Origin of the sequence: Streptomyces sp. NPDC005496, from assembly GCF_042872045.1 — a bacterium.
Taxonomy (GTDB): Bacteria; Actinomycetota; Actinomycetes; order Streptomycetales; family Streptomycetaceae; genus Streptomyces.
The window spans coordinates 129,124-154,794 of the sequence record NZ_JBIAJQ010000012.1; the positions used below are offsets into that span (position 1 = coordinate 129,124).

The 25,671-nt window shown below is 69.7% G+C and carries 24 protein-coding genes and 1 pseudogene; 13 read left to right on the forward strand and 12 right to left on the reverse strand.

Annotated elements, in window-relative coordinates:
* Nucleotides 1-219 precede the first annotated feature (219 nt).
* Complete coding sequence (locus ACFYQQ_RS31775; protein ID WP_355794402.1) at nt 220-573, forward strand: antibiotic biosynthesis monooxygenase; 354 nt, start codon at nt 220-222, stop codon at nt 571-573.
* 108 nt (nt 574-681) lie between these two features.
* Here ACFYQQ_RS31775 and ACFYQQ_RS31780 read toward each other — a convergent pair whose 3' ends face one another.
* Nucleotides 682-1,608: a S41 family peptidase gene (locus tag ACFYQQ_RS31780; protein ID WP_388906236.1), complete on the reverse strand. Its 927-nt coding sequence runs from the start codon at nt 1,606-1,608 to the stop codon at nt 682-684.
* A 546-nt stretch (nt 1,609-2,154) separates the two neighbouring features.
* Between ACFYQQ_RS31780 and ACFYQQ_RS31785 the strand changes: the two genes are divergently transcribed.
* Both ACFYQQ_RS31785 and ACFYQQ_RS31790 read left to right on the forward strand, forming a co-directional pair.
* Entirely contained in the window at nt 2,155-2,643 is a 489-nt protein-coding gene (locus ACFYQQ_RS31785) for an N-acetyltransferase (protein WP_356240480.1), read from the forward strand.
* A pseudogene (locus ACFYQQ_RS31790) lies at nt 2,642-2,911 on the forward strand (IS630 family transposase); the annotation flags it as partial. The gene ACFYQQ_RS31785 and the pseudogene ACFYQQ_RS31790, both read left to right, overlap by 2 nt.
* Nucleotides 2,912-2,932: 21 nt before the next feature.
* On the opposite strand, the gene ACFYQQ_RS31795 reads toward ACFYQQ_RS31790, so the two are convergent.
* The 3 genes from ACFYQQ_RS31795 to ACFYQQ_RS31805 form a co-directional block, all read right to left on the reverse strand.
* Nucleotides 2,933-3,343: a DUF6924 domain-containing protein gene (locus tag ACFYQQ_RS31795; protein ID WP_356240477.1), complete on the reverse strand. Its 411-nt coding sequence runs from the start codon at nt 3,341-3,343 to the stop codon at nt 2,933-2,935.
* A gap of 373 nt (nt 3,344-3,716) precedes the next feature.
* Nucleotides 3,717-4,541 carry an SDR family oxidoreductase gene (locus tag ACFYQQ_RS31800; protein ID WP_355783869.1) on the reverse strand — a complete coding sequence of 275 codons (825 nt, stop codon included), beginning with the start codon at nt 4,539-4,541 and terminating at the stop codon, nt 3,717-3,719.
* Nucleotides 4,542-5,083: 542 nt separating this feature from the next.
* Nucleotides 5,084-5,845 (reverse strand): DeoR/GlpR family DNA-binding transcription regulator, encoded by a 762-nt coding sequence (locus ACFYQQ_RS31805; RefSeq protein WP_355783866.1) that lies wholly within the window; start codon nt 5,843-5,845, stop codon nt 5,084-5,086.
* An 88-nt stretch (nt 5,846-5,933) separates the two neighbouring features.
* Between ACFYQQ_RS31805 and ACFYQQ_RS31810 the strand changes: the two genes are divergently transcribed.
* Complete coding sequence (locus ACFYQQ_RS31810; RefSeq protein ID WP_355783863.1) at nt 5,934-7,121, forward strand: MFS transporter; 1,188 nt, start codon at nt 5,934-5,936, stop codon at nt 7,119-7,121.
* 77 nt (nt 7,122-7,198) lie between these two features.
* Here ACFYQQ_RS31810 and ACFYQQ_RS31815 read toward each other — a convergent pair whose 3' ends face one another.
* The gene (locus tag ACFYQQ_RS31815; RefSeq protein ID WP_355783860.1) at nt 7,199-8,305 is read right to left on the reverse strand and encodes a PP2C family protein-serine/threonine phosphatase; all 1,107 of its coding nucleotides are present in this window, start codon (nt 8,303-8,305) and stop codon (nt 7,199-7,201) included.
* A 376-nt stretch (nt 8,306-8,681) separates the two neighbouring features.
* Here ACFYQQ_RS31815 and ACFYQQ_RS31820 point away from each other — a divergent pair, with 376 nt between their 5' ends.
* From ACFYQQ_RS31820 to ACFYQQ_RS31835, 4 genes are all read left to right on the forward strand, one after another.
* Complete coding sequence (locus ACFYQQ_RS31820) at nt 8,682-9,593, forward strand: Ku protein (RefSeq protein ID WP_355783857.1); 912 nt, start codon at nt 8,682-8,684, stop codon at nt 9,591-9,593.
* Nucleotides 9,594-9,710: 117 nt separating this feature from the next.
* Entirely contained in the window at nt 9,711-10,478 is a 768-nt protein-coding gene (locus ACFYQQ_RS31825) for an SDR family oxidoreductase (protein ID WP_388906099.1), read from the forward strand.
* Between the two features lie 714 nt (nt 10,479-11,192).
* On the forward strand, nt 11,193-11,609 hold the full coding sequence (locus ACFYQQ_RS31830) for a hypothetical protein (RefSeq protein WP_355783851.1): 417 nt from the start codon (nt 11,193-11,195) through the stop codon (nt 11,607-11,609).
* Between the two features lie 232 nt (nt 11,610-11,841).
* On the forward strand, nt 11,842-13,476 hold the full coding sequence (locus ACFYQQ_RS31835) for an MFS transporter (protein ID WP_356240861.1): 1,635 nt from the start codon (nt 11,842-11,844) through the stop codon (nt 13,474-13,476).
* Between the two features lie 34 nt (nt 13,477-13,510).
* Here the strand turns inward: ACFYQQ_RS31835 and ACFYQQ_RS31840 are convergent, their stop codons facing one another.
* The gene (locus ACFYQQ_RS31840; RefSeq protein ID WP_355791655.1) at nt 13,511-13,888 is read right to left on the reverse strand and encodes a hypothetical protein; all 378 of its coding nucleotides are present in this window, start codon (nt 13,886-13,888) and stop codon (nt 13,511-13,513) included.
* Nucleotides 13,889-14,392: 504 nt separating this feature from the next.
* Between ACFYQQ_RS31840 and ACFYQQ_RS31845 the strand changes: the two genes are divergently transcribed.
* Nucleotides 14,393-14,845 carry a DUF5707 domain-containing protein gene (locus tag ACFYQQ_RS31845; RefSeq protein ID WP_355791653.1) on the forward strand — a complete coding sequence of 151 codons (453 nt, stop codon included), beginning with the start codon at nt 14,393-14,395 and terminating at the stop codon, nt 14,843-14,845.
* Between the two features lie 149 nt (nt 14,846-14,994).
* Here ACFYQQ_RS31845 and ACFYQQ_RS31850 read toward each other — a convergent pair whose 3' ends face one another.
* The 3 genes from ACFYQQ_RS31850 to ACFYQQ_RS31860 are packed head-to-tail and all read right to left on the reverse strand — an operon-like array spanning nt 14,995 to nt 16,610.
* Entirely contained in the window at nt 14,995-15,267 is a 273-nt protein-coding gene (locus tag ACFYQQ_RS31850) for a DUF6510 family protein (protein WP_355791651.1), read from the reverse strand.
* A 27-nt stretch (nt 15,268-15,294) separates the two neighbouring features.
* Nucleotides 15,295-16,008, reverse strand: coding sequence for a ferredoxin reductase (locus ACFYQQ_RS31855; protein WP_355791648.1), 714 nt, complete (start codon nt 16,006-16,008; stop codon nt 15,295-15,297).
* Between the two features lie 2 nt (nt 16,009-16,010).
* The gene (locus ACFYQQ_RS31860; RefSeq protein WP_355791645.1) at nt 16,011-16,610 is read right to left on the reverse strand and encodes a sulfite oxidase-like oxidoreductase; all 600 of its coding nucleotides are present in this window, start codon (nt 16,608-16,610) and stop codon (nt 16,011-16,013) included.
* 420 nt (nt 16,611-17,030) lie between these two features.
* Here ACFYQQ_RS31860 and pgm point away from each other — a divergent pair, with 420 nt between their 5' ends.
* Complete coding sequence (gene pgm, locus ACFYQQ_RS31865) at nt 17,031-18,671, forward strand: phosphoglucomutase (alpha-D-glucose-1,6-bisphosphate-dependent) (protein WP_356240474.1); 1,641 nt, start codon at nt 17,031-17,033, stop codon at nt 18,669-18,671.
* Between the two features lie 447 nt (nt 18,672-19,118).
* Nucleotides 19,119-19,766, forward strand: coding sequence for a dihydrofolate reductase family protein (locus tag ACFYQQ_RS31870; RefSeq protein WP_355785060.1), 648 nt, complete (start codon nt 19,119-19,121; stop codon nt 19,764-19,766).
* A 178-nt stretch (nt 19,767-19,944) separates the two neighbouring features.
* On the opposite strand, the gene ACFYQQ_RS31875 is transcribed toward ACFYQQ_RS31870, so the two are convergent.
* Complete coding sequence (locus ACFYQQ_RS31875; protein ID WP_355785048.1) at nt 19,945-20,502, reverse strand: hypothetical protein; 558 nt, start codon at nt 20,500-20,502, stop codon at nt 19,945-19,947.
* 253 nt (nt 20,503-20,755) lie between these two features.
* Here ACFYQQ_RS31875 and ACFYQQ_RS31880 point away from each other — a divergent pair, with 253 nt between their 5' ends.
* Nucleotides 20,756-21,436, forward strand: a complete 681-nt coding sequence (locus tag ACFYQQ_RS31880; RefSeq protein WP_355785045.1) for a TetR/AcrR family transcriptional regulator — start codon at nt 20,756-20,758, stop codon at nt 21,434-21,436.
* Between the two features lie 62 nt (nt 21,437-21,498).
* Here the strand turns inward: ACFYQQ_RS31880 and ACFYQQ_RS31885 are convergent, their stop codons facing one another.
* Both ACFYQQ_RS31885 and ACFYQQ_RS31890 read right to left on the reverse strand, forming a co-directional pair.
* Entirely contained in the window at nt 21,499-22,008 is a 510-nt protein-coding gene (locus tag ACFYQQ_RS31885; RefSeq protein WP_355785043.1) for a DinB family protein, read from the reverse strand.
* A gap of 195 nt (nt 22,009-22,203) precedes the next feature.
* The gene (locus ACFYQQ_RS31890; protein WP_356240472.1) at nt 22,204-24,369 is read right to left on the reverse strand and encodes an FUSC family protein; all 2,166 of its coding nucleotides are present in this window, start codon (nt 24,367-24,369) and stop codon (nt 22,204-22,206) included.
* A 548-nt stretch (nt 24,370-24,917) separates the two neighbouring features.
* On the opposite strand from ACFYQQ_RS31890, the gene ACFYQQ_RS31895 reads away from it, so the two are divergent.
* Nucleotides 24,918-25,664 carry an alpha/beta hydrolase gene (locus tag ACFYQQ_RS31895; protein WP_355794599.1) on the forward strand — a complete coding sequence of 249 codons (747 nt, stop codon included), beginning with the start codon at nt 24,918-24,920 and terminating at the stop codon, nt 25,662-25,664.
* Nucleotides 25,665-25,671: the final 7 nt, after the last annotated feature.

Here is a 25,671-nt window from a genome sequence, read left to right on the forward strand (position 1 = left end):
ACGTCGGCTTCGCCTCGTGAAGGGATGACGGCTGCCCCAACAGCCGCCGTAGTCACGGGCGTTCGTGCGATCCTCCCTCCGCTTCCTGAGGAGCCGGTTCGCGGGCTTGCTCGGAAGCCGCGGGGAGGGTGGACGGGTTTGGTCAAGAGTCCGATCCCTCACGTCTCCCGTCCGGTAAAGAAGGTGGATCGTACGGCGCGACCGCCTTACGGTGACGTCATGAGCGATCACCGGGAAGCCCCTGTCGCACCCGTCGAGGCATACGAACCCCCCTACTACGTCGCGGTGTTCACTACGGTGCGGACCCAGGACCAGAGCGGCTACGGCGAGACCAACGCGCGCATGGAAGAACTGGTGAAGGACGTCCCCGGGTTCCTGGGGATGGACCACGCGCAGACTCCCGGCGGGCTCGGCATCACCGTCGGGTACTTCCGCGACGCCGACGCCCTCACACAGTGGCGGAGCGACGCCGAGCACCGTGCAGCGCAACAACGCGGACGAGCCGAGTGGTACGAGAGCTACACCCTGCACGTGGCGAAGGTCGAGCGGAGCCACGGGTTCAGACGAGGGTGAGCCCGGCCGTACGACGGCAGGTCGCCGGACCGGCACCCGTGGCGGCAGCTCTCGGCCGCTCGCATCAAGTCCCGGTGTCGGCCGCAACTTCGTGAACCGGACGGCTGCTCACGGCCTGCGGCACGGAGCCTGCTTGAGCAGCCACCTTTGGGCCGCGTCCAGCACCGCGTCCTGGCGGCGGGCCACCGGCCGGGGGTCCTTGATGACCTCCTCGTCCGGTGGGATCGGCTCGTCGTAGGTGCGGCCGGTGCGGTCGGCGTCCTTGGCTCCCGTGAGTATCAGTCTGGCGCCGTCCGGGAGTCGGTACGCGGCGTTTCCCGTCGGGACGCCCGCGGTCGGTTCGCCGAAGGAGCGGGTGTCAGGGCGGCCCCGGAAGGCCACCGTGACCGCCTCTCCCGCACTGCGCGTCTGCCGGCCGGTGAGCACGGCTACCGGCGGCCTGCTCGTCGAGAGGGAGCGGCCGGCGCTCCAGCCGGCCGACTTGCCGTCCTCGTACGGGGCGCCGTTCCTGATCGACCACACGGATTTGTTGCCGTCCGCGTCGACGGACATGCCCACGGTGCCGTCACCGAGGATCGGGCCGGCCACGGCCAGTACCGGCCATATACCGCCACCGGTCTCCCGCCGGAGGTCCACCACCCAGCCGCAGGCCCCGTCGCCGTCGGCTTCGGCGACGGCCTTCCGGCCCTGCCGTACGTACGCGTCGTGCGTTTCCCTGGAACCGTCCACTCCCGGCAGGGAGATGTACGCGATGCCGTTCTTGAGGGAACGGCCCTCCAGATCGTCGAACGTGGTCGTCGGTGTCCCCAGGACCTCGTCGGCCTGTTCGGGGTCCCAGAAGGTGCTGTGATGGTCGCCGAGAGCCGCCAGAGCAGACCTGATCGCCGGGTAGGTGTCCGACGGCTTCTGCGCCGCACTGGCGCGCCTGAAGGCTTTGCTCCGGATGACGGCCCAGTCGAGCTTGTGCCGGTTGAGGGAGTGCTTCTCCATGATGCCCAGTGCCTTCGACAGATACGTCCGTGCCGTGGGCGCCATGCCGTCGCCGGGCGAGTCCTGCGCACCGTTCGTGCATCCCGAGGTCGCGACGACGACAGCCACCATCCAGACACAGGAAGCCCTGCGCAGTGAACGTCCCCGGCCCATCCGCCCCCCAGCTCCCGTTGCAGAGGCCACCCTCACGTCGGTGGCGTCGGCGTACTCGCTGCACAACGGGCTATCGCCCGGGCGGTCGGCAGGAGATGATGCAGGTGGACGAGGTGCCACTGGACGGCTCCTTCGGACGGACGGAGTATTCGTGATCTTCATTGTCTGCGCTGTGGCCGTACTCGTGGCCGCGGCTGCCGCGTGCTTGGTCATTCTGCGCCGCAGGGGCGGGTCGGGGGAGCGGGGAGCACAGCAGGGCGCCGCGGCGGAGCAGGGACTCGCTCAGGGCGTGGCCGCGGCGAACGCCGCGCGGCAGAACTCTGGGCCGTTCTGAGCGGGTCCGCTCATAGTGACGGGTGACCCAGAACGGCGGGCCGGGGAAATGGCGTTGCGCTGCCTCTGACCGGCGGGGAAGCTGGCTCACCGGAGGTGCCCGAGATGAGCAGCGTCGTGTTGCGGCTGTCGGTCCGTGACTTGGTGGAGGCGGACCTGGCGTCGTGCGGATGGGCCGGCTCCGAGCACCACTTGGCCCGCGTCGCCGAGCAGTTGGAACGTGCTCGGCTTGGCGAGGTCGACTACCTCGCGGTCTGCCCGGCGACCGACCTCCCGGTGGCGAAGGGCGGCATCGACTACCAGGTCAAGGACGGCGTCGGCACGCTGTGGCAACTCGCGGTCCACCCCGCACTGCAGTCGTGCGGGATCGGCACGCTCCTCATCGGAGCCGCGGAACTGCGGATCAGGAGCCGGGGTTTGCGGCAGGCGGAGCTCGCGGTGGAGGAGAGTAATCCCCGCGCACGTGCGCTCTACGAACGTCTGGGATATGTCGCGTACGACCGCCGGCCAGACTCGTGGGACCAGGAGGGCCCCGATGGCTCGCTGCGCCGCTACGAGACGATCTGCACGGTGATGCGGAAAGAACTCACCTAGCCAGGTCGAGCTGTGCTTCACGCCGACCTACGCCTCCTGGGTCAATCCGATCGAGGCCCACTTCGGTCCGCTGCGGCAGTTCACCCTGGCTAACTCCCACCACCGCATCCACCCAGCACAAACCCAAACACTGCACCGCTACCTGCGCTGGCGCAACGCCAACGCCCGCCACCCCGACGTACTCGCCGCCCAACGCAAGGAACGCGCCCGCATCCGCAGCGAGAAAGGCATCCGCTGGGGCGGACGCCCCCACGCAGCCGCAGCCTGACACCGCCTGGCGCTCAGTGACTCAAAACCCTCGAAACACGCCGTCGTCGTCGACGGCGTCGGCGAACTCATCGAAGTCCATGTTCGCGCCCGCGAGGTTGTTCTCGATGCTCCACAACTCGGCTGCTACAACGCGGACCCAAGGCCGACGCTCAGCCCGCAGGTCCGCCACAAGGAGCGGCCATTCAGTCGACGCGACGGTGACAGGGTCCGCCAGGACCACAAGTGGGTGCTGATAGTCAGCAGGGACCAGATCGAGAACCTGGTCAGGTGTCAAGCCCTCGTACTGCCGGTCATCGATGAGTGCGACGTTGGGCAAGAACCCGTCCTCACTGGGCGAGCACAGCGCCTCCCGCACAGCCTCCCAAGCACCGTCTGTCGAGAAGTCGGTGCGCACAACGAGGGCTTCCGAAGTGCACGGGAGCTGGTTCATCCGTGGACATTACCGCCAACCCGGCGAACCTACGCGGTCAGAGCACTAGTGACCTGAGCCGAAGATTCATCGTTGGTTCGGATGAGTCGTCCGGGTCCGAGATTTCACCGCTGTTGGCGACCGATGGTCAGCCGGGCCGTCCTCAAGCGCTGAGTATGTCGTCGCACGACGGCTCAGGCGCTGGCCCATTGTGCTGGAGTGCGCCGATGGGTATTCGATCATGGAGGTGTCGCGCCGGCTCCCGGTCACTGCGGACACGGTCCCCGCCTGGTCGCGCAGCTTCCTCGATCGCGGGCTGGGTGGCTTGTCCGACGAGCCACCCAGCCCGCGATCGAGGAAGATCACCGACGCGGACGTCGAACGGTGGCCGCCCTCAGATCGCGAGAGCCCCGCCGTCCACGGGGAGGAGTACACCGTGAATGTGCGACGCGTCATCACTGGCCAGGAAGATCACAGCCGCAGCAGTGTCCTGCACGCTGCCCGTACGCCTGTCAGGGTTGTCCTCCGCGAGCTTCTCCAGGAGGGGACGGAGGTCTTCGTTGCCCTCGGTGAGGGTGGGTCCGGGGGCGACCGTGTTCACCCGCACACCGTCGGCGGCCAATTCCGCGGCCCACGACCTTGTCAGCGAGTGCAGGGCCGCCTTGCTGGCGCCGTACAGCGAGGTGAACTTGATCCCCTCTACGCCGCCGATGGAGCCCATGTTGATCACCGAGCCCCTGCCGTGCTGCACCATGGCGGGCACCAGGGCCGCCGTCAGAAGGTACGGGGCCTTGATGTTGACCTCCAGCACCTGGTCGATCTGTTCCTCGGTCGACTCCGTCATGGGGTGGGGCGGCACGAGAAAGGCCGCGTTGTTGACCAGGACGTCGATGGGTCGACCCGCCAGGGCCGTCGCCTCCCTGGCGAGGCGGCGGATCTCGGAGGCCCCCGCAGAGAGGTCGGCCTCGACGAAGTGGGCGAGGCCACCCTCCCTGACGATCCCGTCGACGATCTCAGTACCCTGCTCAGAGCCAAGGCCGGTCACGACGACGATGGCACCCTCGCGGGCCATCGCTTCCGCGACACCGCGACCGATTCCGCTCGTCGAACCTGTGACCAGCGCAGTGCGACCCTCTAGACGCTTCATGTCAGTACCTCCGATTGTTGCGGTGATGCCGGTGGACGCGGGACGGCTGAACCTCTCGTCGAACCCATCCAAAATGTACTTGCTTCAGCAAGTATAGCACTGCTTGCTTGAGCAAGTAATTTAAGCGGCTGTCCCGAGAGGTTGCGACGTCAGCAGCGACGACACGCTCAGTCGACCTCCGTCACTTCGGCGACGCCCACGCCTGCCCTGAGTGAGCGCACGACGATGGGCCGGATGCAGCCTGCTGGTTGGAGTCAGCGGGGCATACGGTGGGATACGAGGGCCTTCTGAGCGTCGATGTAGATGTTGCAATCCACACCGAACCCAGAAGGCCCTCAGTTGTTCAAGCACCCAGCGCGCGTTGCCAACGTCCCAGGGCGGGACACCTAAGCCCGATCACCCTCAGAAGGCCCCACGTGTCGTCCCCTGAGGGAAGCGCGGCGGCCGCCGATACCCCTCCGGGTCCTTCTGGATGTTCGTATGTCGCGCTGCGCCCCCGACCCGCGCAGGCACAGCGGCATAGAGGTCAGGAAGATGACGCGGTAGTCGAGGGAACGCTGCACGTGCTGTTTCCCCGGCACCCTGCGTGGAACCTCAGTCCGCGGAACGCCGGATCACGCGATTTTCAGAGTGGTGCCGGCTTCCTCGAGTGCGGCGGCCTCGTCGGAGGGTGCTGTGGTGTCGGTGACGAGGGTGTGGACCAGGGTCGAGGAGCCGACGTGCGCGTGGGCGATGCGGCCGAGTTTGCTGCCGTCGGCGGCGGCGATGACGCGGCGGGACGAGGTGATGGCCGCCTTCTTCACGGCGGCCTCGTCGAGGTCGTACGCGGTCATGCCGTCCCCGGCACTCAGGCCGCAGCAGCCGAGGACGGCGGTGTCGAAGCGCAGCGCCGAGAGGGAGGCGAGGGTGAGGGGGCCGGTGAGGGTTCCCTCGCCGGGGCGGGGCCGGCCGCCGGGTACCAGGAGCGAGGTCGGTTCGGGGGCGTCACTCAGCAGGTGGATGGCCTGCAGTGACAGCGGCATCACGGTGACCTGCCGCCCGTGCAGCAGGCGGGCGACTTCGAGGCAGGTCGTGCCGCTGTCGAGGAGGACGGTCTCGCCGTCGGTGATCAGTGACGCCACCTCTGCCGCGATCCGGCGCTTGGCGTCGACGGCCTCGTGAGCGCGCAGCGCGAAGGGGGGCTCGTCGCCTCGGAGAAGGAGGGCGCGGGCGCCACCGCGGAACCGTTCGAGCACGCCTTGGGCCGCCAGCTGGTCGAGATCTCGCCGGATGGTCATCTCCGAAGCGCGCGTCAGGGCGGCCAGCTCGGTGACCGTGGCCGTGCCCGCCTCCTGGACGGCCTGGGTGATCAGTCGGTGACGCTGCACGGTACTCATACCGAGATTCAACACCACTCGAAACGAACAAGCGCAATGTTCGAAGTGGGCACTTTCAAACAGCGTAGATGTTCGTTATGGTGGGCGCATGGAACGAGCGCTGCGCGCATCCCGCGTTGTGACATTTGTTTACTTCGTACTCAACGGCATGTTGCTGGGCATGTGGGTGGTGCAGATCCCGGCCATCGAAGAGCGCGTGGGCATCGGCCACGCGGCTCTAGGGGGGTTCCTGGTGCTGCTGGGGGCTGGGGCGTTCGCCGGCATGCAGGTCGGCGGCCGTCTGTCCGACCGGCTCGGCGCGCGCGCCGTCGTCCCCCTGGCCGGAGTGCTGTGCAGCGCGACCCTGGTGCTGCCGGCGCTCGCGCACCAGCCATGGACCCTCGGGGCCGCCCTGCTGGTCTTCGGGTTTGGGAACGGCACACTCGACGTCAGCATGAACGCCCACGCCGTACAGGTGGAGAAGGCGTACGAGCGGCCGGTCATGTCGGCTTTCCACGCCACGTTCTCCGTCGGCGGCGTCCTGGCCGCGCTCGCCGGCGCCGCTGCCGTCGGGATCGGCTGGGGCCCGGCCACGACACTGGGCACCGCTGCGGGCATCGGCGTCATCATCGCGTTGGCCTCGGCCCGCGCGCTTCTGCCCGCTGCCCCGACCGACCCCGCCGACGACGCCGAGCGTCGGCCCGCGGGGGAGAAGCGCGCCGTCGCCTCCCGGATCTGGCTGCTGGCCGTCCTGGCCCTGCTGGTCATGCTGTGCGAGGGAGCCGCCAACGACTGGAGCGTCCTGCACCTCAAGACCGTCCTGGACGCACCGGAGAGCACCGCGGCCTTCGCCTATGGGACCTACGCGGCCGCCATGACTGCGGGCAGGCTCCTGGCGGACCGGACGGCCGCGCGCTTCGGGCCGGTCGCCGTCCTTCGCTACGGCGCGGCTCTGGCCGCCGTCGGCATCACCGCAGTGGCTCTTTCGCCCTGGATCTGGGCCGCGCTGACCGGCTGGGCGCTGTTCGGACTCGGCCTGTCCGGCTGTATCCCGCAACTGTTCAGCGCCGCGGGCCACGCCGACCCCGCGGCCGCGGGCACCAACGTGTCCCGGGTCGCGGGCCTCGGCTACATCGGCATGCTCGCGGGCCCCGCCGTCATCGGCTGGTTGACCCATGTCACGGCGCTCAATCACACCTTCCTGCTGCTCACGCTGTTGTGCGCGACCGCCGCTGCGGCGGCCGGCGTCCTGCGCCCTTCCCCGGACCGGTCACGCACGGTCGAGTTGACCTCCTGAACGCGGCCCGCAGCTGAAGGAGTCCGTACACGGCCTCGTTGAAGCGGGGCTGAAACGCTTGGCTTTCCGCAGCACCCCTACGCGGCCGGGCGCTCAATGGCGATCATGGCGGCGTCGTCATCCAGGTGTCCGCCCACGTGACGCAGCAGGTCACGGCGGAAGCGGCCGAGAAAGGCGTCGGGATCGCTCCCGGTCCAGCCTGTCAGGCGGTCGGCGAGCGGGTAGAAGGTGCCTGCGGAGTCGCGGGCCTCGGTGACGCCATCCGTGTACAGCAACAGCAGGTCTCCTGGGGCGAACGGGAAGCTGTCCACGTGGTAGCTGGGGATCGTCAGTTCGCCCAGCCCTAGCGGAGGCGCCGGATGACGGGCGTTCATCGTCATCGGCCGGCCCTCGCGGAGGACGATGGGCGGAGGGTGCCCGCACGACACCATTCGAACGTGGCCGTCGCGGTCGGGGATGTCGAGGACGGTGGCGGTGATGAACGTTTCCCCGTAGGTGCCCGCCTCGCCCGGCTCCATCAGCTCCCAGCACACGCTTCGGTCGAGATAGGCCACCAGCTCGCCCAGGCTCGCCTCGCGGTGCGCCGCGACGCGGAACGCCCCGAGCAGCAGTGCGGCGTCACTGACCGCCGTCATCCCCTTGCCCCGCACGTCACCGACGATCAGCCGGGTGCCGGACGTGGTGCGCGCCGCCGCGTAGAGGTCACCGCCGATCCGGGCCTCGGCCTCCGCCGCGAGGTAGAGCGAGGCGGCGCGCAGCGGACCGATCCGGCCGGGCAGCGGAGGCAGAACCACACGCTGGGCGGTCTCGGACACGTACCGGACCTGTGTCAGCTCTGCCGCGCGACGCTCGCGCACCACGCAGAAGAGGACGAGGCTCACCCCCACCAGCACCAAGGCCATGACCTGCGCCTGGTGATTGGCGGAGAGCAACTCGTCGGGATCGCGCAGCACCCCGATGATCGTCTGGGCGATCACCGCCAGCGCTGCCACCAGCCCCACCGTTCGGGGCCCGCCGAAAGAGGGCGTGATCGCCGGGGCGGCGACGAGCAGGGGACCCAGGTGGACGTCGGGCGGCGCGAGAACGTCGATCACGGACACCACGACGATCCACGCGATCGGGATGGCGACCAGCGCCCGCCCCGCCCGCATCGGCCGACGAAACCCGTCGAAACCCGGCGACATGACTCCTCTCTACACCTAACCGCGCGTGATCCGCTCGCTCAGGCGGAGACCGTCGTGCGGTGCGCCGATGGTGGTGATACGCCGTACACGGGTCGAAGAGGTCGCCGCCCGGACAGCGGCGGCTCACGCCGCATCGAACAGGTCCGTACGTCACCCCCGTACGGCCAAGACGCGCGCCCGCAGGCCCGGCGCTCTACGGTGAGGGAGTGCGGGGAAGCGCTCGGACCTGGCGGCACCGGAACGAGTGACTCACCCTCGCGCGCGTCCCAGGCACATGGCCAAGTGGCCACACGGTGGCCGACCCGGCGCGACATTCGGCCACCCGGATCTGAGGCCCTGCAGTCGGTGTTCTCAGGGCTCGTCATGGAGGTTCGGCATGCCCCGTCCTGTGTGGTCCGGTGCGATCTCGTTCGGGCTGGTGACCATTCCCGTCAAGGTGATCAGCGTGGCCGAGAACCATTCGATCTCGTTCCGCCAGATCCACCTGGAGGACCTGTCCCGGGTGCGCTACCGCAAGGTCTGCGAGCTGGACGGACAGGTGCTGACCGAGGACGAGATCGGCAAGGGCTACGAGCTCACCAAGGACACGATCGTCCCCGTCGCGGACGAGGAACTGCGGGAGATGCCGCTGCCCACCGCGAAGGCGATCGACGTGGTGGCCTTCGTCCCCGCGGAACGTATCGACGCCGTGCGCCTGGGGGACAGCTACTACCTCCAGTACGACGGCCAGGTCGCCGCCAAACCGTACAAGCTGTTGAGCAAGGCCCTGGAGCGGACGGACAAGGTCGCGATCATCAAGATGGCGTGGCACGGCCGCGAGCGGCTCGGGCAGCTGCGCGTGGTGGGCGACGGGGTGATCGCCCTGCAGACGATGTACTGGCCGGACGAGGTCCGCTCGCCGCAGGAACTGGCACCGAAGCCGGTGGAGATCTCCGAGCGGGAGCTGCGCGAGGCGGTGGCGCTGATGGACGTCATCGGTGAGCGGGACATCAGCGAGTTCCATGACGAGTACCGCGAGGCGCTGGAGCAGGTCATCGAGGCGAAGGTGGAGGGCAAGGCGCCTCCGCAGCTGCCCGAGGAGAAGGAGCCCGCCGGCAAGGTCATGGACCTGATGGCAGCACTGCAGGCCTCCGTCAGCAAAGCCAAGGAAGCCCGGGGCGAGGGCGAGGACGCCACCGTGCACGAGATGCCCGCGAAGAAGGCCGCGGCCAAGAAGACGACGAAGGCGCCCGCCAAGAAGACGGCTGCGAAGAAGGCTCCGGCGAAGAGGTCGCGCCGCAGCGCGTGAGCTGGGTGTGGGGCCGGGCTCGGGGTTCCGGCCCCACGGCCTCAGGTTAGACGCGGTGCTCCGGCGGGGCGCGTCGCGGTGCGCAGTTGGCCCACAACGGGCAAGCCATGAAGTGCGATGTTGACTCGGAGAGGTGGAACCGCTGTGAGAATCGCTGTCGCCGGTGCGACCGGAAACATCGGGACTCTTATCGTCGCCGCACTGCGCGGCGCCGGGCACGAAGTCGTGGGTATCAGCCGTTCACTCAGCGTGGACCTGACCACGGCTGAGGGCCTTGACGCCGCCCTGAGCGAAGTCGCTGCCGTCGTGGACGTGACCAGCTACGAGGGCACGGACCGGGACGCGGCTATCACCTACTTCGGTACCACCACCCGCAACCTTCTGGCCGCCGAGGAGCGTGCGGGCGTACGTCACCACGTGCTGCTCACCATCGTCGGAGCCGACCGGGTCGCGGGCAACGCCCACTACGCAGGCAAACGGGAGCAGGAACGACTCGTGTCCGACGGGCCGGTGCCGTGGACGATCGTCCCGGCGACACAGTTCTACGACTTCGCCTCGAAGGTGACGATGTGGACGGAGCAGGACGGCGTCGCCACGATCCCGCCGCTGCTCGTCCAGCCGATCGCACCCGAGGATGTCGCCGACGTACTCGCGGAGGTCGCGGTGGGCGGCCCGCAGGGACGCTACCGCGACCTCGCCGGCCCGGAACCGCAGGATCTGGTGGACATGGCCAGGCGTACGAACGAGGTGATCGGTCACCCGGTCAAGCTGGTACCGACATGGTCGTCCGTGCTCGGTCCGGAGATGGCAGGGAATGTACTTCTGCCCGGCGACGGGGCACGGATCGGGCCGACGACGTTCGACGAGTGGCTCGCCCGGCACTGACGCGGGCTGGTTCAGCTGAGCCGGGCGGCCGACCGCCGCCGAGACGCGGGGCCGGGCCGGCCCGGATGCAGAGCACGTCGTAACTGCTGTGCGTGGTAAGGGACTTCACATGGACGCCGCCGCTTGCGCTCTTGGGTTGCTCTCCCAGAGCCGCACAATGAGTTGGCGTCACCGACCGCCACGCCCCCTCCGGCCACAGGGGTACTTCGCCCGCACACCGCCTGTTGCTCGTTCTCATTGAGGGGCGGAGCCGAGAGTCCAGAGCCGTGGCCTGGCCGTCGCGCCGACGGTGTCTGCCGTTTGCGGGCGGCGAGCGTGAGCCGCTGCCATGGTTCGCACCTGCCCCTGCGGGCTCGATGCGCAATCAGCCGGTCGGCAGGCACGGTGCATCGCATCCTCAGATCCGCAATTAGCGGCGCTATTCGTGGTGCTGCCGCGCTGGAAGCCCTGAGTGCACGGCTCCGTCATGCTGCGTGGCGGTCTCGCTGACGGAAGGCGGGAAACGCACGAGCGAGTCCCGCCGTCTGTCAAGTCCGCTTGTCGCACTCGCTGTTGAGATTCCTCGGACTCGCCGGGCGGTATCAGTAGGACCAGCGCCAGGCGCCCGATCGGTAGCGGCATGTGATCTCGGCGCCGGAGGCGTTCGTGGTGGTCGCGCCGTGGTCGGTGTTCCGGCAGTACTGCCCCGCCTGATAACAGTTTCCGGAGTTCGACGTGATCGAGCACGTGCCTGTCTTTCTGGCGCTGCTCCCTCCGCTGTTGGTCGCTGATGCCGAGTCGTCATTCGTGCTGTTCGCGGGGCGTGACGTCTTGGTGACGGTCACGGTCGGACCGGGCTTCGCCTTGGCCGTCCTGGTCACGGTGACGGCGGGTTCGGGTGCTGCGGTCACCGACCGGGTGGCGGTGACGGTGGCTCTGGGTCTCGCGGCGGCGTTTGCCGTGTCCGGGTTCTCGCCGGCCGCACCGAACATGCCGCCGAGCAGCAGCAGACCGGCGCCGGATGCCCACACCCGCTTGCGCTTGCGCAGCGGTCGGGTGTCGGGGCGGTTCGGCGGAGTTGAGGGCGGTATGGGGCCGGACGGGCCGTACGGGTTGCTCATGATCCCCCCAGGGATGCGGCGAGGCTGGTGACGGCGGGACCCAGGGCTCGGCATGACGCCGGGCAGTCCCGCCGTTGGCGCGGCAGCTCTCAGTGTGCTTCACGGCGTCGGACGCCACGTGCCTATCGAGAGGATGTACGCCGACGGGAGCGGCTGTGGTAGGGCCGGCAGGGCAGCCCGAGCGGTCCGGGGCTCGGTGATCGTCCTGGGATGCGACGTCCAGGGAACCGACTGAGAATGTTCGGGTGACAGGCACTCATGCGATGCGGGGCGCGGCCGCTGAACCGGCGCCCAGGACCCCGAACCAGACGCTGGCTCTCGCGGCCATGCTCTTCGCGGTGTCGATGACGTTCATCGATCAGACGATCGTCTCCGTCGCGGCCCCGGACATCGTGCACGAGCTGGGCCTGTCGGCGTCGGGCATGCAGTGGGTCGTGAACGCCTACCTGCTGTCGCTGGCGGCGTTCTTCGCCCTGGGCGGCCGCCTGGCGGACCTCTTCGGGCCACGCCGGGTCGTCGTCATCGGCACCTTGGTCTTCGTGATCTCGTCCGTCCTCTGCGGCTGTGTCCCCAAGGGGGACTTCGCGCAGACCTGGCTGATCATCTTCCGGGCGACGCAGGGGCTGGGAGCGGCACTCCTGTTCCCGGCGGCCCTGGCCGTGGTGGTGGCGGTCTTCCCGGTGGAGCGGCGCGGCCGGGCCCTGGCGCTGTTCTTCGGCCTGTCCGGAGCACTGACGGCCATCGGACCGCTGTTGGGCGGCTGGCTCACGTCCTGGACCTGGCGGGCGATCTTCTGGGTGAACGTGCCCGTCGCGATCGTGGCCCTCGTCCTGACGATGATGGCGCGTATCCCGGACCGGCGGCGTGACGAGTCGCTGGACGGAGTCGGCGCCGTCCTCATCGCGGTCGGCATGGGGGTGAGCGTGCTCGGTTTCCAGCAGGCCGCCATCTGGGGCTGGGACAGCGCGGCGACCTGGGCCTGCATCGTGGGCGGTCTGGCGGTGCTCGTCCTGTTCTGGCGCTATGAACGGGGCAGGCGGCACCCGCTGGTCAACCTGACGGTGTTCCGTGACAAGGCGTTCACCGTGGACGCGCTGGTGCTGTTCTTCGCCATGCTGGCCTTCGTCCCGGTCTTCTTCTTCGCCTCGGTCTACGCCCAGGTCTCGCTCAGCGCCTCCCCCAACCAGGCCGCGCTCTACCTCCTGTACTTCTTCGCCGGCTTCGCGATCGCCTCACAGTGGGGCGGCCGCATGCTGGACAAGCAGGGAGCCCGGGGGCCTATGAAGATCGGCACCATCGTCGGCGCCGTCGGGTTCGCCCTGTGGGCCAACAAGCTGACAGACCTGTCGATGCACGACCAGTGGCCCTACGTGGCCCTCGCCGGCGCCGGCATCGGCTTCATCCTGGCTCCCGCCTCCACCGACGCCGTCAACCGGGCCATCGGAGCCTCGTACGGTGAGGTCACCGGTATCACGCAGACCGTGCGCAATTACGCGGCGAGCGTGGGCCTGGCCGTCCTCGGCACGATTCTCACCCACCGGACGACGGAGAACGTCGTGTCGACGCTGACGTCCCGGGGAATTCCGTCGGGCACCGCGAACGGGGTCGCGAAGGACATCGCGGAGGCCGTGACGGGCAACGGCGACGACCGCCGGCCCACCGGCACCGGGCCCGCCGCCACCGCCGCGCGCGAGGCGATGCCGAGCGTCCGCATGGACTTCGCCGAGGCCAACCAATGGGTTTTCTACGGCATGGCCATCGCCCTCGGTATCGCTTTCCTCATCGCCGTGCGGCACCCCGGAGGCAAGGGGACCCCGGTCGTCGCCGAGGGCGAGCGGGAGGCTGCCCTGACGAGTCCGGCGCCCCCGTCCGAGGGCGGACACCGGACGAGCGCCTGACACGCCCGCGCATCGCTGTACAGGGCGTGACGCGCTACTTCTCGGCGTTGAGAAGCGCGGTCACCAGGGCCTCGAATATGGCCACGTTCTTCGGCGAGGTGATGCCCAGGTCGAGTGCGGTGTCCCTCGAGGTCTTCTTTGCCGGCCGACTGCCCGGTTTCAGGATGCCCGCTATGCGGAGCAGATCCTTGTGCTGTTCGCCCAGCTTCTCGGCGAGCGTCTTCCATGGGTCGGCCGGAGCCTTGAATCTGCCTTCCGCGATCGCGGTGACGTCGCGTTCCGGCATGCCGGTCTCCTTGGCGAGCTTGGTCCGGCCGGCTGCGGTGGTGAGGTCGTAGCCCGCCCCGCGCGCCCGTCGGGTGACGTACCGTCCGAACTCCACTGCGTTCAGGGGTTGTCTGCTGCTGGTCATCCACTCGTCCTTCCGCTCGGCAATGCAGCAGCATGACACCTGGACGGCCGGGCGGGTATAGCGCCTCGTCTCTGTAGTTGTGGGTGGCAGTGTCCCAATGAACGCGATCGCGGCGCCGTCCCGCGGTCGGCCCGTACACCGGCCGCGACGGCCGTGCGAGCTGCGACAGGCGAGGCGAGCGCGGCGCCAGTCGGCTGACAGGCCGGGTGGGGAGATCGCGACCGGGCGGGGCATGCGGGACCCCGTCCGGCAGCCGCGCGATGGCTTCGGCCGACGTCCATGTAGCGGGCGGCGCCCCTGGGGTGCCGGCCGCACATACGGGCCTGTTGCCGACGCCCCCAACGGCGTGGTCTCGCCGACGAGTTGCTGACTGCGGCGGGCGTACTCAGGCCGAGCTGAGTACGTGCCCCGATGCCCGGCAGGACCTCGCCCGGCGAGTATCGGTGCAGCGGCGCGGCCCAGAGGCGCCCATCCGATCCAGCTGAAACAGTTACGGAGATCCTCATGTCCCGACGTATTGCTCTGTGCGTGACCGCCGGTGTCGTCGTCCTTGGCGGAGCCGGTGCCTTCGCTCTCGCCTACGCCGGGGAGCAGCCCCCGTCGCTGGCGCACAGCACGGCCACCTACACGGCTCCCGACGGTGACCGGGACGGCTCGCTGACCTTCGGCACCGACGTCAAGGTGTCCTCCGGCGTGAAGAGCGTGAAGGTGCTGGCCTGGCCGCAGGACTCGTCCTTCGCCAAGGACAAGCTGACGGTCAAGGACATGGCTTCCGCCGAGCAGGCCGTCTGCAAGCCCTCGGTAAAGGACACCGTGCACTGCACCTACACCACCAAGGCCACCACGTCGGAGGCCAAGTCGTCCCCGCGCGGCGTCTGGCACGTCGCCGTCCTGGCCACCGCGAAGGACGGCACCCAGACCTTGAACACGAAGGCGGCCGACTTCGTCGTCAAGTAGACGGCGCCGCAAGCCGGTTGGGCACGGGGCGCCGGAGAAGCGGACGACGCGGCCGGTGAGCCTCCGCCTGCTGCGCGCCGTGAGTGGCCGTTTCGTGCCACGTTCGACGCCGTGGCCAGAACGTGGACGCTGGTCGGTTCGATCAGCCGTCAGGCAGGCAGATCGAAGCGGAACGCCGCCTGGGGGCTGCCCAGTTGGAGCCAGACGTGCTCGGGTTGACGTACCAGACGTACGGCGATGCCGTCGCAGCCGGGGCAGCGGCCGGTCAGCCCGGGTTCGGTGCCGTACACGCGGAGCTCTGCCATCGGTGACACCAGACGGCACTGGGGGCACCGGCGCCAGGCGGTGGTGGGTTCGAGCGCCAGGATGTCGGCGAAGGGTCCGGCGAGGCTGTTGCCGTCGCGGTAGGTGGGGACAGACATGAGGCCTCCAGGTCCGGGGGGATGGGGTCAGCCGAATCTCTCGGTGCGGATGTGGCCGGGCAGGTGGCCCTTGGCGACGAGCACATCACTGACGTGTTCCACGAAGGGAGTGGGACCACAGACGAAGCACTGAGGCCCGGGGGCGAGGTCGGGCCGGGCGGGAGCCGGTAGGTCATCGGCTCGGATGCGGCCTGCCGGCCGGCCGTTGCCCGACGGCGCGTGACGGGAGTACAGGACGTTCACGGTCAGTGGGCCGCTGCCGGAGGCCAGTTCCTTCTGGTACCAGGCTTGTTCGGGGCTGCGTACGGAGTACACGAGGTGGAACGGCGTGGTGGACTTGGCGGCCTGATGGGCGCGGACCATGGCCATGAGGGGCACGATCCCCGAGCCGCCCGCGACGAGCAGCACGGCTGCGGCATCGCCGGGCCGCCACACGAACCAGCCGCCCAGCGGTCCGGTGATCTCCACCTGGGCGCCGAGGGGCAGGTCGTCGGCGAGGTAGGGGGAGACCTCGCCGTGCGGCGCCGGCTGGATGCCCAGTTCCAGCCGGTCGTCCGTGGGCGGACCGGCCAGGGAGTAGCTGCGGACGGCCTGGTATCCGTCCTCGCCGGTGAGGCGGACGTCGATGTGCTGGCCCGGGAGGTGCCCGGGCCAGTTCGGCGTGTCCAGGACGAGGGTGCGGGCGGTCGTGGTCTGCGCATGCCGTGCGACCAGACGGGCCGGCCTCCAGGTGCCTGTCACGGTCAGTCGGTCCAGCTGCGTTCTTCGCGCCAGGGGTCGCCGTGGTTGTGGTAGCCGGCGGACTCCCAGAACCCGGGGTCGTCCTGCGGCATCATGCGAATCCCCTTGACCCATTTCGCGGACTTCCACAGGTAGAGGTGGGGGATCAGCAGACGGGCCGGACCTCCGTGCTCCGGTGAGAGCGGGTATCCGTCGAAGGAGTGGACGAGCCAGGCCTTCCCGTCCTGCAGATCCTCGAGCGGGAGATTGGTGGTGTATCCGCCGTAGCTCTCCACCATGGCGAACTCCCCGGAGGTCTCGACAGCGTCCAGGAGCGCGTCGAGCGGGACTCCCTGCCAACGGGTGTCGAACTTCGACCACCGGGTGACGCAGTGGATGTCGACCGTCGGCTCTTCCTGGGGCAGGGCCATCATCTGCTCCCACGTCCAACGGACGGCCGTCCCGTCCTCGGCGGTGATCGAGAACTCCCAGTTGTCGGTCGAGACGCGCGGGGTGGGTCCGGCGGAAAGGACGGGAAAGTCCTCCGTCGGGTACTGGCCGGGAGGAAGGCGCCCTTCGAAGCGGTGAGTCCGCCCGTGGAACCCTGGAGAGAACGTGTTCATGTCGCCGCCCGTCTGATGGCATCGAGCAGGGTGGTCGCCCTGGAACTCCCTGGTCCGAGGCGTGCGCGACTGCCCGGCTCGTGGGTGGGCACCGGGCGGCGACGCATGCCTGGACTCGGCCAGGGCACAAGATTCTGCTGAGACGATCGAACCTGGCATCAATGCTTTCCCAACCTGCCGGAACTGTCCATTTGGGCGCGAACCCGCGTCCCAGCGTCCTGAGGGAAGTGGGGAACGGGGGCGCTCGCAGGGCACGTACGGGCCGGCCGGGGTGTCATCGATGCAGGTGACCGTCACGGGCGGACCGGTGGCGCAGAGTCCGTCGGACGTCCGGCAACGGCCATTCGATGCGGGTGCAAGTGCGCCGGCCAGGGAAGAATGGTCGAAGCCTCAAGACTGACCATGCGGAGGAGCGGATACATGCAGGACGCGCGAGCAGGGCAGGTCGCCGGCCCCGGGGACATCATCGACGTGGCCCGCCTCGTCACGGCGTACTACGCGCTGCATCCCGACCCGGCCGATCCCGGGCAGCGCGTGGCGTTCGGCACCTCGGGACACCGCGGATCCTCCCTCGGCACGGCATTCAACGAGGACCACATCGCGGCCGTCAGCCAGGCCATCTGCGAGTACCGCGCCGACCAGGGCACCACAGGCCCCCTTTTCCTCGGCGCCGACACTCACGCCCTGTCCGAGCCCGCCCGGATCACGGCGCTGGAGGTGTTCGCGGCCAACGACGTGAGCGTCCTCATCGACCAGGCGGACGGCTACACGCCCACCCCCGCGGTCTCGCACGCGATCCTCACCCACAACCGGGACCGCACGTCCGGCCTCGCCGACGGCGTCGTGGTCACCCCCTCGCACAACCCGCCCGCCGACGGTGGCTTCAAGTACAACCCGCCCAGCGGCGGTCCGGCCGGCTCCGAAGCGACGTCCTGGATCCAGGACCGCGCCAACGAGATCATCGCCGCCGGGCTCAAGGACGTACGGCGCATTCCCTACGCCCGCGCCCTGGCCGCATCCGGCACCGGCCGCCACGACTTCCTCGGCGACTACGTGGCCGACCTGCCGAACGTGCTGGACCTGGACGCGATCCGTGCCGCCGGTGTCCGGATCGGCGCCGATCCGCTGGGTGGCGCCTCGGTCGCCTACTGGGGGCGCATCGCCGAGGAGCACCGGCTCGACCTGACGGTGGTGAACCCGCTCACCGATCCCACCTGGCGCTTCATGACGCTGGACTGGGACGGCAAGATCCGCATGGACTGCTCCTCGCCGTACGCCATGGCCTCGCTCATTGAGCAGCGCGACCGGTTCGACATCGCCACCGGCAACGACGCCGACGCCGACCGGCACGGCATCGTCACACCGGACGGGGGACTGATGAACCCCAACCACTACCTCGCCGTGGCGATCGCGTACCTGTTCAAGCACCGGGAGCAGTGGCCCGTGGGCGCGGGGATCGGCAAGACACTGGTGTCGTCCAGCATGATCGACAGGGTTGCCGCGGACGTCGGCCGACAGCTGGTGGAGGTCCCGGTCGGATTCAAGTGGTTCGTGGACGGACTGTTCGACGGGACGCTCGGATTCGGCGGCGAGGAATCGGCCGGCGCGTCCTTCCTGCGCCGTGACGGCTCGGTGTGGACCACCGACAAGGACGGCATTCTCTTGGCGCTGCTCGCCTCCGAGATCACCGCGGTCACCGGCAAGACGCCCTCGCAGCACTACGCGCAGCTCACCGAACGCTTCGGCGCCCCCGCCTACGAGCGCATCGACGCCCCGGCCTCCCGGGAGGAGAAGGCACTCCTCGCCAAGCTGTCCCCGCGCCAGGTCACCGCCGACACCCTCGCCGACGAGCCGATCACGACCGTGCTGACCGAGGCCCCGGGCAACGGCGCCGCTCTCGGCGGGATCAAGGTCGTCACCGACAACGCCTGGTTCGCCGCCCGGCCTTCGGGCACCGAGGACACCTACAAGATCTACGCGGAGTCCTTCCACGGGGCGGACCACCTGCGCCTGGTCCAGGAAGAGGCACGGTCCATGGTGCTCGCGGCTCTGGGCACCTGAGAGGTCCGCGTCGAGTGAGGTAACGCGCGGGTACGCCGGTCGTGCGGTGGGAGCCGGTCCGTGCGGTGGCCCAGCCCGGTGCGCCGATGCGGCAGCGGTGTACGCGATGTGAGCCACCGCGTCGACGCGCACAGGAGCTGGGCTGCTCGGACCTCACCGGGCGGGATGCCGGCCGTCCGCACAGCGATGACGACTGGGGCGTCGTTGTCCAGACGGTCGGCATCCCGCCCGCTGGCGGGGAGCGGCCCAACGCCGGCTTCGCGCCTCCGGACGACTCACCCCGTCCCGTCCCGTCGGCGCCGCGATACCGCCGAACGACGCAGGTGAACCGCCGTACCGGGCACTCTTCGCAAGAACTTCGGCGCCGCTGTCGATCCAGGCTCGTCCCGTTCGACATCCTGACGTAGGACGCATCGCCCTACGAGGAAGCGACCGATGAGGGAACACATGAATCAGCTGCTGCGCGTACAGAATTTCACCGTCTCGAGCGACGGCGTAGCCGCCGGCGAGGACCAGAGCCTGGAGCGGCCTTTCGGCCATCACATCGATCCGCGCGAGCTCTTCGCCTGGGCCGGGGCGACGGCGAGCTGGCCCAATCGGAGCGAGCCGGGAGGAAGCCGGGGCCTCGACGACTACTTCACCCGGGACTTCAGTCACAACATCGGGGCCGAGATCATGGGCCGCAACAAGTTCGGACCCCAGCGTGGCCCGTGGAGCGACTACGAGTGGCGCGGCTGGTGGGGGGACGAGCCGCCCTTCCACACACCGGTGTTCGTCCTGACCCACCACAAGCGACCCTCGTTCACCCTCTCCGACACCACGTTCCATTTCGTGGACGGCGACCCCGCCACCGTTCTCGCGCAGGCAAGGGAGGCCGCCGAGGGCAAGGACGTCCGGCTCGGCGGCGGTGTGAGCACGGTGCGGGAGTTCCTCGACGCCGACCTCGTCGACACCCTGCACGTGGCCGTCTCACCGCTGAAGCTGGGGCCCGGGCTGCGCCTCTGGGACTCGCCCGAGGACTTGCTGGACCGGTTCCACATGGACGTCGTCCCCAGCCCGAGCGGAATGACGCACCACCTGTTCTGGCGCAAGTGACGGGAGAGGTCCCGGGGGAACCCCGGCGGGAGACCGCCGCGAGCGGTCCGGCGCTTGAAGGCGTGGTTGTGGGCGAGTGACCTCAGATCCCGGTACTCGCCCACAACCGCCGGCCGCCCGCCGAGCCGCGGACCTGCCGGCTGTTGTGCGGATCGTCGCGCGTCCTGACGGGCGCTGGTCAGCGCTCGGAGGTCGAGCGGAAAAGACGGATCGCTGAGACCAGGAAGAAGATCCCGCCCAGCACCGCGTAGCCGGCGAGCGCGGTCAGCGACGGGTCCTCCTGCGTGGCGCTCCGGAAAAAGGAGGCGCCGGCCAGGACGGAGATGCCGCCGCTGAGGATCATCGGCCACTGACCGCCCATCGACCTGCGGGCGACCCCCACGAGGAGCTGGACCAGGCCGGAGACGATCGCCCACGCGCCCCACACGCGCAGTACGCCGGCGATGCCGGAGGTGGTGGCGATGGCGATGCCGACGGCGGCGATCGCGCTGACGGCCATGTTGGCGTAAAGGGCCTTGACCGGTCCGGCGGCGTGCGCCGACCGGCGGTCGACGACGGCGGCCACGACGTCGAAGGCGGGATACAGGAACAGCAGCAGCTTGGCACCGGTGGAGAGATCCGAGCCCAGCAACAGCAGCAACGCGGCCCACGCGGCGGCGAAGACGAAACGGATGAGGTAGAGCCTGCTGAGGGCGGTGCCGGTGCCGGTGCGCTCGGGGGAGGCGACGGATGCCATGGGGTTCTCCAGTGTGTGCGTGGTGAGTACGTGCTTGGGAGGGGGAGCGGGTTCGGCTGACCGGGTTCGGTCAGCCGATGGCCGAGGCGCGGCTGAGCGTGCAGGCCCTCTGGCCCGGGGCGGCTCGATCTGAGACTTCTCCCTCAGGATGGGCGGAAGACCGAGGGGGGTAGAACGCTCTTTCTTGTTTGCAGCCTGGCACAGTCCCGACCGCAAAACAAGAGAGAGCGTTCTACCTGCTAACCTCGGGGGTATGACGCAGACGGAAGCCGGCACCGGCAAGAGGGTGTCCGCCGCCCGAGAGAGGCTCCTGAAGACCGCGGGGCAGCTCTTCTACGCGGAGGGCATCCACACGGTGGGCGTCGACCGCCTCGTGGCCGAGGCCAAGGTCACCAACGCGACTTTCTACCGCCACTTCCCCAGCAAAGAGGACCTGGCCGTCGCCTACATCGAAAGCGTCGACCAGGTGATCCGCACGCAGATCGACTCCCTGATGGCGGCGAACCTGTCAGCCGTGGAGATCCTGCAGGGCATCGGCGCGTCCCTGGTCGAGCAGATCCGCTCGCCCGGCTACCGCGGTTGTGCCTTCCTCAACGCGGCGGCGGAATTTCCCGCGCCCGACCACCCGGTCCACCGGGCCGTCGTGCAGCACCGGGACTGGTACCTGCAGACCATTACGGAACTGTTCGCACGAGCCTCGGACGCACCCCCCGAGCATGCCGGACGGCACTACGTGATGCTCCGCGACGGCGCGATGAGCGCCGGCTACCTCGGCGACCCCGCCCAGGCGGGAGAGACCCTGATCCGGGGCATCGAGGGGCTGTTGCGCATCCACATCGGGCGTGGACTCGACGATGGCGCCGCGCCGACGCCCGCAGAGACGCCCACGGCGACCGCGGCCGTCGCCGACATCGACTGCTCACCGCCGGAATAGCCGCGCGCGACGTGGCACCTGCCGGACGCCGGTGGCTTGCCGCACGCGGGACCGGGATGCGTTCAGCCTTCGGCGGCCGCGCTGTTGAGGATCTGCTCCCGCAGGATGTCGGCGTGGCCGCAGTGCTGCGCCAGTTCACGCAGTGTGTGCAGGTAGACCCAGCGCAGCGGCAGGGGGCCGCGGCGGTTTCCGAGGAGCAGGTCGTCGAGCGTCAGCTCCGCCGTCGCTCGACGGGAGGCTGCGCAGGTCTGCTCGTAAGCGTGTTGGACTGACGCGATCGTGTCGTCCTCGTGCAGTTCGAACGACTCGTCGGGAGAACCGGGGATGCCGATCTCGGCACGAGACCGGCAGGTGATCGCCTCGTCGAACCAGACCTTCTCCACGAACGTGGCGTGCTTGACCAGCCCCAGGAGGGTGGTCTTGGACGCGACCAGCGACCTGCGGGCCTGCTCCTCGGTCAGCCCGTTCAGGCAGTCGTGCAGCGCGGACCGATGCTCATCGAGAAACGCCTCGAACTGCTCACGGAACGGCGCCTGGAAGACGGTGGGTTGTACCGAAGGCTGGGAGACCATGACGGTAACGATAGTCGGCTCTCATCCCTTCCGGCACGGCAGTTGAGCTCTTGGCAGGCCAACCGTTCGCCGACGTCCGCCACTTGCGGACCGTGCGTGAGACGACCTCGCCGTGCCTGGTGCGCCCACCGCGTCGGGGCCATCCCAATGCCGTACCAGCGCAACCGTCGAAGTACGCGGAACCCGGACCGTGGTTCACCGAGCGTCGGCCGCCGCACCGGAGGTCAGCGGCTCGCCCGGAGGCAACGGGGGAGATGCGGCGCTGCCGTCGGCGCCGGAGGCGGCGGTGAGGTCCGTGGCGAGGGCGTACAACCAGACCTCGACGTCGATCAGCAGTGACAGCGCGGCTGGTGAGGCCAGCGGCAATATGTCTGCGGGCAGGGGCGCGAGTCGGACGTGGACCCCTCCCGTCGGCAGGTCTGCCGCCTCATGAGTCGCCGACGCGAGTCTCGTGGCGGCCTCGTGCGCCCAGTGCAGGAGTGGGGAAGGCAAGCCCGCCGCACCGTGCGACGGTGGCAGCCAGTAGGAACCGACCAGGACGCGGGCGCCGTAGTTGAGGGCGGCGAGCCAGTCGGGACCGTCTTCGCCGGTGTGGGACGAAGGCTCCGTGCGGTACTGCGCGTAGGCGGCTTCAGCGATACGCAGCCGGTGCACGGTCGGCCGGAGCGAGACGGCGGCAGCCGTGCGGGGGGTCGCGGGGCCGACGGGTCCGGTGGCCGCCTCGGTGGTGGCACTGACGACGGGCGCGGCGGCCCGGAACAGCTCCGCGACGCTCCGCCGCATCTCGGCGCGTGCACCGGAGGGCCAGGCGAGCAGGCCGCAGGCGAGTCCGACCGCGCTGCCGGTCAGTACGTCGATGAGCCGGACCTCCGCCAGCCGCCAGGTCACGGGAGCGATCTGGGCGAAGGCCGTGGAGACGACGAGGGTGAACAGCCCCTGGGCCCACGCTGGTCCGCCGACGGGCCCCACGGAGAAGGCCACCAGCATCATCGGCACCAGGAGGTACTCGTACACGGCGGTGGCGTCCCCCGCGGCGAGGAGGAGCACGCCTGCGGTCGTCACGCCGATCAGTGTGCCGGCGGCGGCCGAGCGGACGGCGGACCACGTGGCGCCGGCGGTGGTGCGTCCCAGGGTCAGGACGGTCAGCAGCACCCAGAAGCCGTGCGAGAGGTCCAGCGATCCTGCGACCAGACGGGCGAGCGCGAGGCCGGTGGCCGTACGGACGGTGTTCTGGAAGACGACGGAGCGCGGGGTGAGGTTGCCCCGGACGCGGACCCACCACAGGGAGACCGGGGCCGCCCCGGCATACCAGAACTGCTCATGAGGCAGTCCGGGCGTCGACTGGCGGACGCCGGACGCCAGGGCGGCAGCGGTGCGCGCGGTCACGGTCGACACCGCGACTGTCAGCACCGTCGACTGGCGGCGCAACAGCCCGTGCAGGGAGTCTCCGGGGTTGCCCGAAGTCGTGCCGCGCTCGGTCAGGAACCCGGCGATCATCTCCTCGATCAGACCGGGGCCGACGGTGGGACGTCGGCCGCGCAGGATGCCTGCCGTGTCGGCGCAGGTACTCGCGATTCCGCGCAGGAGCGTCTCCGAGGCCAGGTCCGCGGGTACGGGCGCGAGCCGTGTCAGCGTGGCCAGTTGGTCCAGCAGACGGCGGGTCGCCGAGCCGGCCTGCGCCAGTGCGCGGTCCGTCCGCCCCGCGCCGGTCGGCCTGTTCGCGGGCGGTTGCCGCGACAGCCGAAGGCCGCGGCCGGCCGCACGCAGTCGCGCCGCCATGTGCGGATCCGTCGCCTCTCCCCGTACGAGGCGGGTCGCGGCGTGTCGGCCGAGGTCGAGGGCGTCGGCGATCCGCTCGCGGTCCGGCGGCTGCGCCGGCTCCGCGAAGAGGAACAGTTCGCACAGGACCGTCAGGATCGTGCCGGCGGCCAGTCCGGCAAGCCGCTCCGGCAAGGTGTCGGGGGCGTAGGGCGGGAAGCAGGCGAGGATGTAGAAGAGCTGCAACCCTGGGGCGACGCCTGCGAGGCGGGGCGCGCAGGTCGCACCGAAGGTGAGCACGACGGCAACCCCGAACATGCCGACGACGGCAGACCAGGTCGCCACCGCGAGGACGGTTCCCAGCAGGACCAGCACGACGGCGGCCGGAACCGCCCGCAGCACGGTTCCGGCTCGTCGGCGCCCCGATCCGGGCAGTGGGGAGAGAAGCCCGAAGGCGATGGGGGTGAACAGGGCGTACACGGCCAGGACGGGTCGGTCCAGCAGGTGGGCCGCGGGGTAGAAGCCCGCGGCCGCGGCCACCGTGACGCGTACTGCGCGCCGCCCGGCGCCGATGGATTCGGATGCGGACGGCAGCTTCGGCATACGTGTTCTTCCCCCGGGCCGGGCCGTGTGGCAGTTGCTTCGTCGTGCAGGGGTCATGGGTCGTCACATCATGTCCAGACGAGCCGCCGCGAACGGCAACCGCACCGGAGCCCGGAAACGGGACCGCCCGAGCGGCCCATCCACTGCGAGCACCGGGGTGGCAGCCGGCCGGGTGCGGCCGGCAGGGGAACCGCGCCCGGGTGACTCCCGTGCGGGGACCACATCCCGCTGCACGTCTCGGCGATGAGTTTGTACGGCGGATCGGGTCTCCCTTGCATGACTCGAACCATCGCTGACCGGCCGGCCGCTCTCGGCTGCTTCCGAGGAAGATCGGATGCCATCCCGGGCGCCGGCTTGGGCCTTGCCGGCACGGCGCCCTGCTCCACGCAGCTCCTCCGCGCTGTTGCGGTATCCCGCACGCCAGGTGTCGGGCGTCGGGCCACCGCTGCGAACCCGCGAGTCGCTGCGCACGACCACGCAGCGAAGCGCGTTGTGGACAGCGACCTCGACCTCGCCGCATCAGGCCTAAGACGTCTTCCGGTGATCCGATGACTACTGTCCACGTCAATGAGATCGCCTTGGGCATCGAGTCGTTCGGTGTCGTGCGCTACGACTTGCGCGACAGCGGGGAGTCGACGACGAAGGATCCGGTGGCGCCCGCCTACAGCCTGCGCGGCCTCGCCGCCGACGCGGCGGCCCTCGCCGGTGCGCTCGGCGGGGGCCCTGCGCACCTCGCGGGGATCGGCGTCAGCGGGATGGTCGCCCAGGTGGCCGTGCTCGACGCTCCGGGCGCGTTCTCGGCCCTCACTCTGGTCAACACCCGAGCTGTCGCCCCGGGTCCGCCCGACGACGACCTTTCCGGCCATGATCAGGCGACGATGGGCCGGCTGTTCGGGCGTCCGATGCCCGACTGGGCCGACCGCGAGGCGGTTGCGGAGTATGCCGCCGTCGGCGCGGAGACCCTCGGTGACGATCCCGTCGCCGCGCGCGCGGTCGCCACGCGCATCTGGGACCGCACGCCAGGCACCGCATCCTCGATTCAGATGGCCAACCAGATGGGCCTGGTGTTTGCCAGGCTCGACTGCGGGCCCCGTTGGCGTGAGCGCCTGCCCGAGATCGAGGTCCCGACGCTCGTCGTTCACGGCCGCCGGAACCGGTTCTTTCCTGTAGACAACGGCGAGGCGATCGCGCACGAGATCCCCGGGGCACGGCTGCTCGTCCTGGATGAGGCAGCGACGACGATCCCCGACGCGGCGGTCGGAGAGGTCATCGAGGCGATGCTGGCGCTCGGGTAGCGAAGAG

Coding starts and splice junctions, on each gene's coding strand:
- ACFYQQ_RS31775 (WP_355794402.1), top strand. CDS start 220: ATGAGCGATCACCGGGAAGCCCCTGTCGCACCCGTCGAGGCATACGAA.
- ACFYQQ_RS31780 (WP_388906236.1), bottom strand. CDS start 1,608: ATGGCGCCCACGGCACGGACGTATCTGTCGAAGGCACTGGGCATCATG.
- ACFYQQ_RS31785 (WP_356240480.1), top strand. CDS start 2,155: ATGAGCAGCGTCGTGTTGCGGCTGTCGGTCCGTGACTTGGTGGAGGCG.
- ACFYQQ_RS31795 (WP_356240477.1), bottom strand. CDS start 3,343: ATGAACCAGCTCCCGTGCACTTCGGAAGCCCTCGTTGTGCGCACCGAC.
- ACFYQQ_RS31805 (WP_355783866.1), bottom strand. CDS start 5,845: ATGAGTACCGTGCAGCGTCACCGACTGATCACCCAGGCCGTCCAGGAG.
- ACFYQQ_RS31810 (WP_355783863.1), top strand. CDS start 5,934: ATGGAACGAGCGCTGCGCGCATCCCGCGTTGTGACATTTGTTTACTTC.
- ACFYQQ_RS31815 (WP_355783860.1), bottom strand. CDS start 8,305: ATGTCGCCGGGTTTCGACGGGTTTCGTCGGCCGATGCGGGCGGGGCGG.
- ACFYQQ_RS31820 (WP_355783857.1), top strand. CDS start 8,682: ATGCCCCGTCCTGTGTGGTCCGGTGCGATCTCGTTCGGGCTGGTGACC.
- ACFYQQ_RS31825 (WP_388906099.1), top strand. CDS start 9,711: ATGTTGACTCGGAGAGGTGGAACCGCTGTGAGAATCGCTGTCGCCGGT.
- ACFYQQ_RS31835 (WP_356240861.1), top strand. CDS start 11,842: ATGCGGGGCGCGGCCGCTGAACCGGCGCCCAGGACCCCGAACCAGACG.
- ACFYQQ_RS31840 (WP_355791655.1), bottom strand. CDS start 13,888: ATGACCAGCAGCAGACAACCCCTGAACGCAGTGGAGTTCGGACGGTAC.
- ACFYQQ_RS31845 (WP_355791653.1), top strand. CDS start 14,393: ATGTCCCGACGTATTGCTCTGTGCGTGACCGCCGGTGTCGTCGTCCTT.
- ACFYQQ_RS31850 (WP_355791651.1), bottom strand. CDS start 15,267: ATGTCTGTCCCCACCTACCGCGACGGCAACAGCCTCGCCGGACCCTTC.
- ACFYQQ_RS31860 (WP_355791645.1), bottom strand. CDS start 16,610: ATGAACACGTTCTCTCCAGGGTTCCACGGGCGGACTCACCGCTTCGAA.
- pgm (WP_356240474.1), top strand. CDS start 17,031: ATGCAGGACGCGCGAGCAGGGCAGGTCGCCGGCCCCGGGGACATCATC.
- ACFYQQ_RS31870 (WP_355785060.1), top strand. CDS start 19,119: ATGAATCAGCTGCTGCGCGTACAGAATTTCACCGTCTCGAGCGACGGC.
- ACFYQQ_RS31875 (WP_355785048.1), bottom strand. CDS start 20,502: ATGGCATCCGTCGCCTCCCCCGAGCGCACCGGCACCGGCACCGCCCTC.
- ACFYQQ_RS31880 (WP_355785045.1), top strand. CDS start 20,756: ATGACGCAGACGGAAGCCGGCACCGGCAAGAGGGTGTCCGCCGCCCGA.
- ACFYQQ_RS31885 (WP_355785043.1), bottom strand. CDS start 22,008: ATGGTCTCCCAGCCTTCGGTACAACCCACCGTCTTCCAGGCGCCGTTC.
- ACFYQQ_RS31890 (WP_356240472.1), bottom strand. CDS start 24,369: ATGCCGAAGCTGCCGTCCGCATCCGAATCCATCGGCGCCGGGCGGCGC.
- ACFYQQ_RS31895 (WP_355794599.1), top strand. CDS start 24,918: ATGACTACTGTCCACGTCAATGAGATCGCCTTGGGCATCGAGTCGTTC.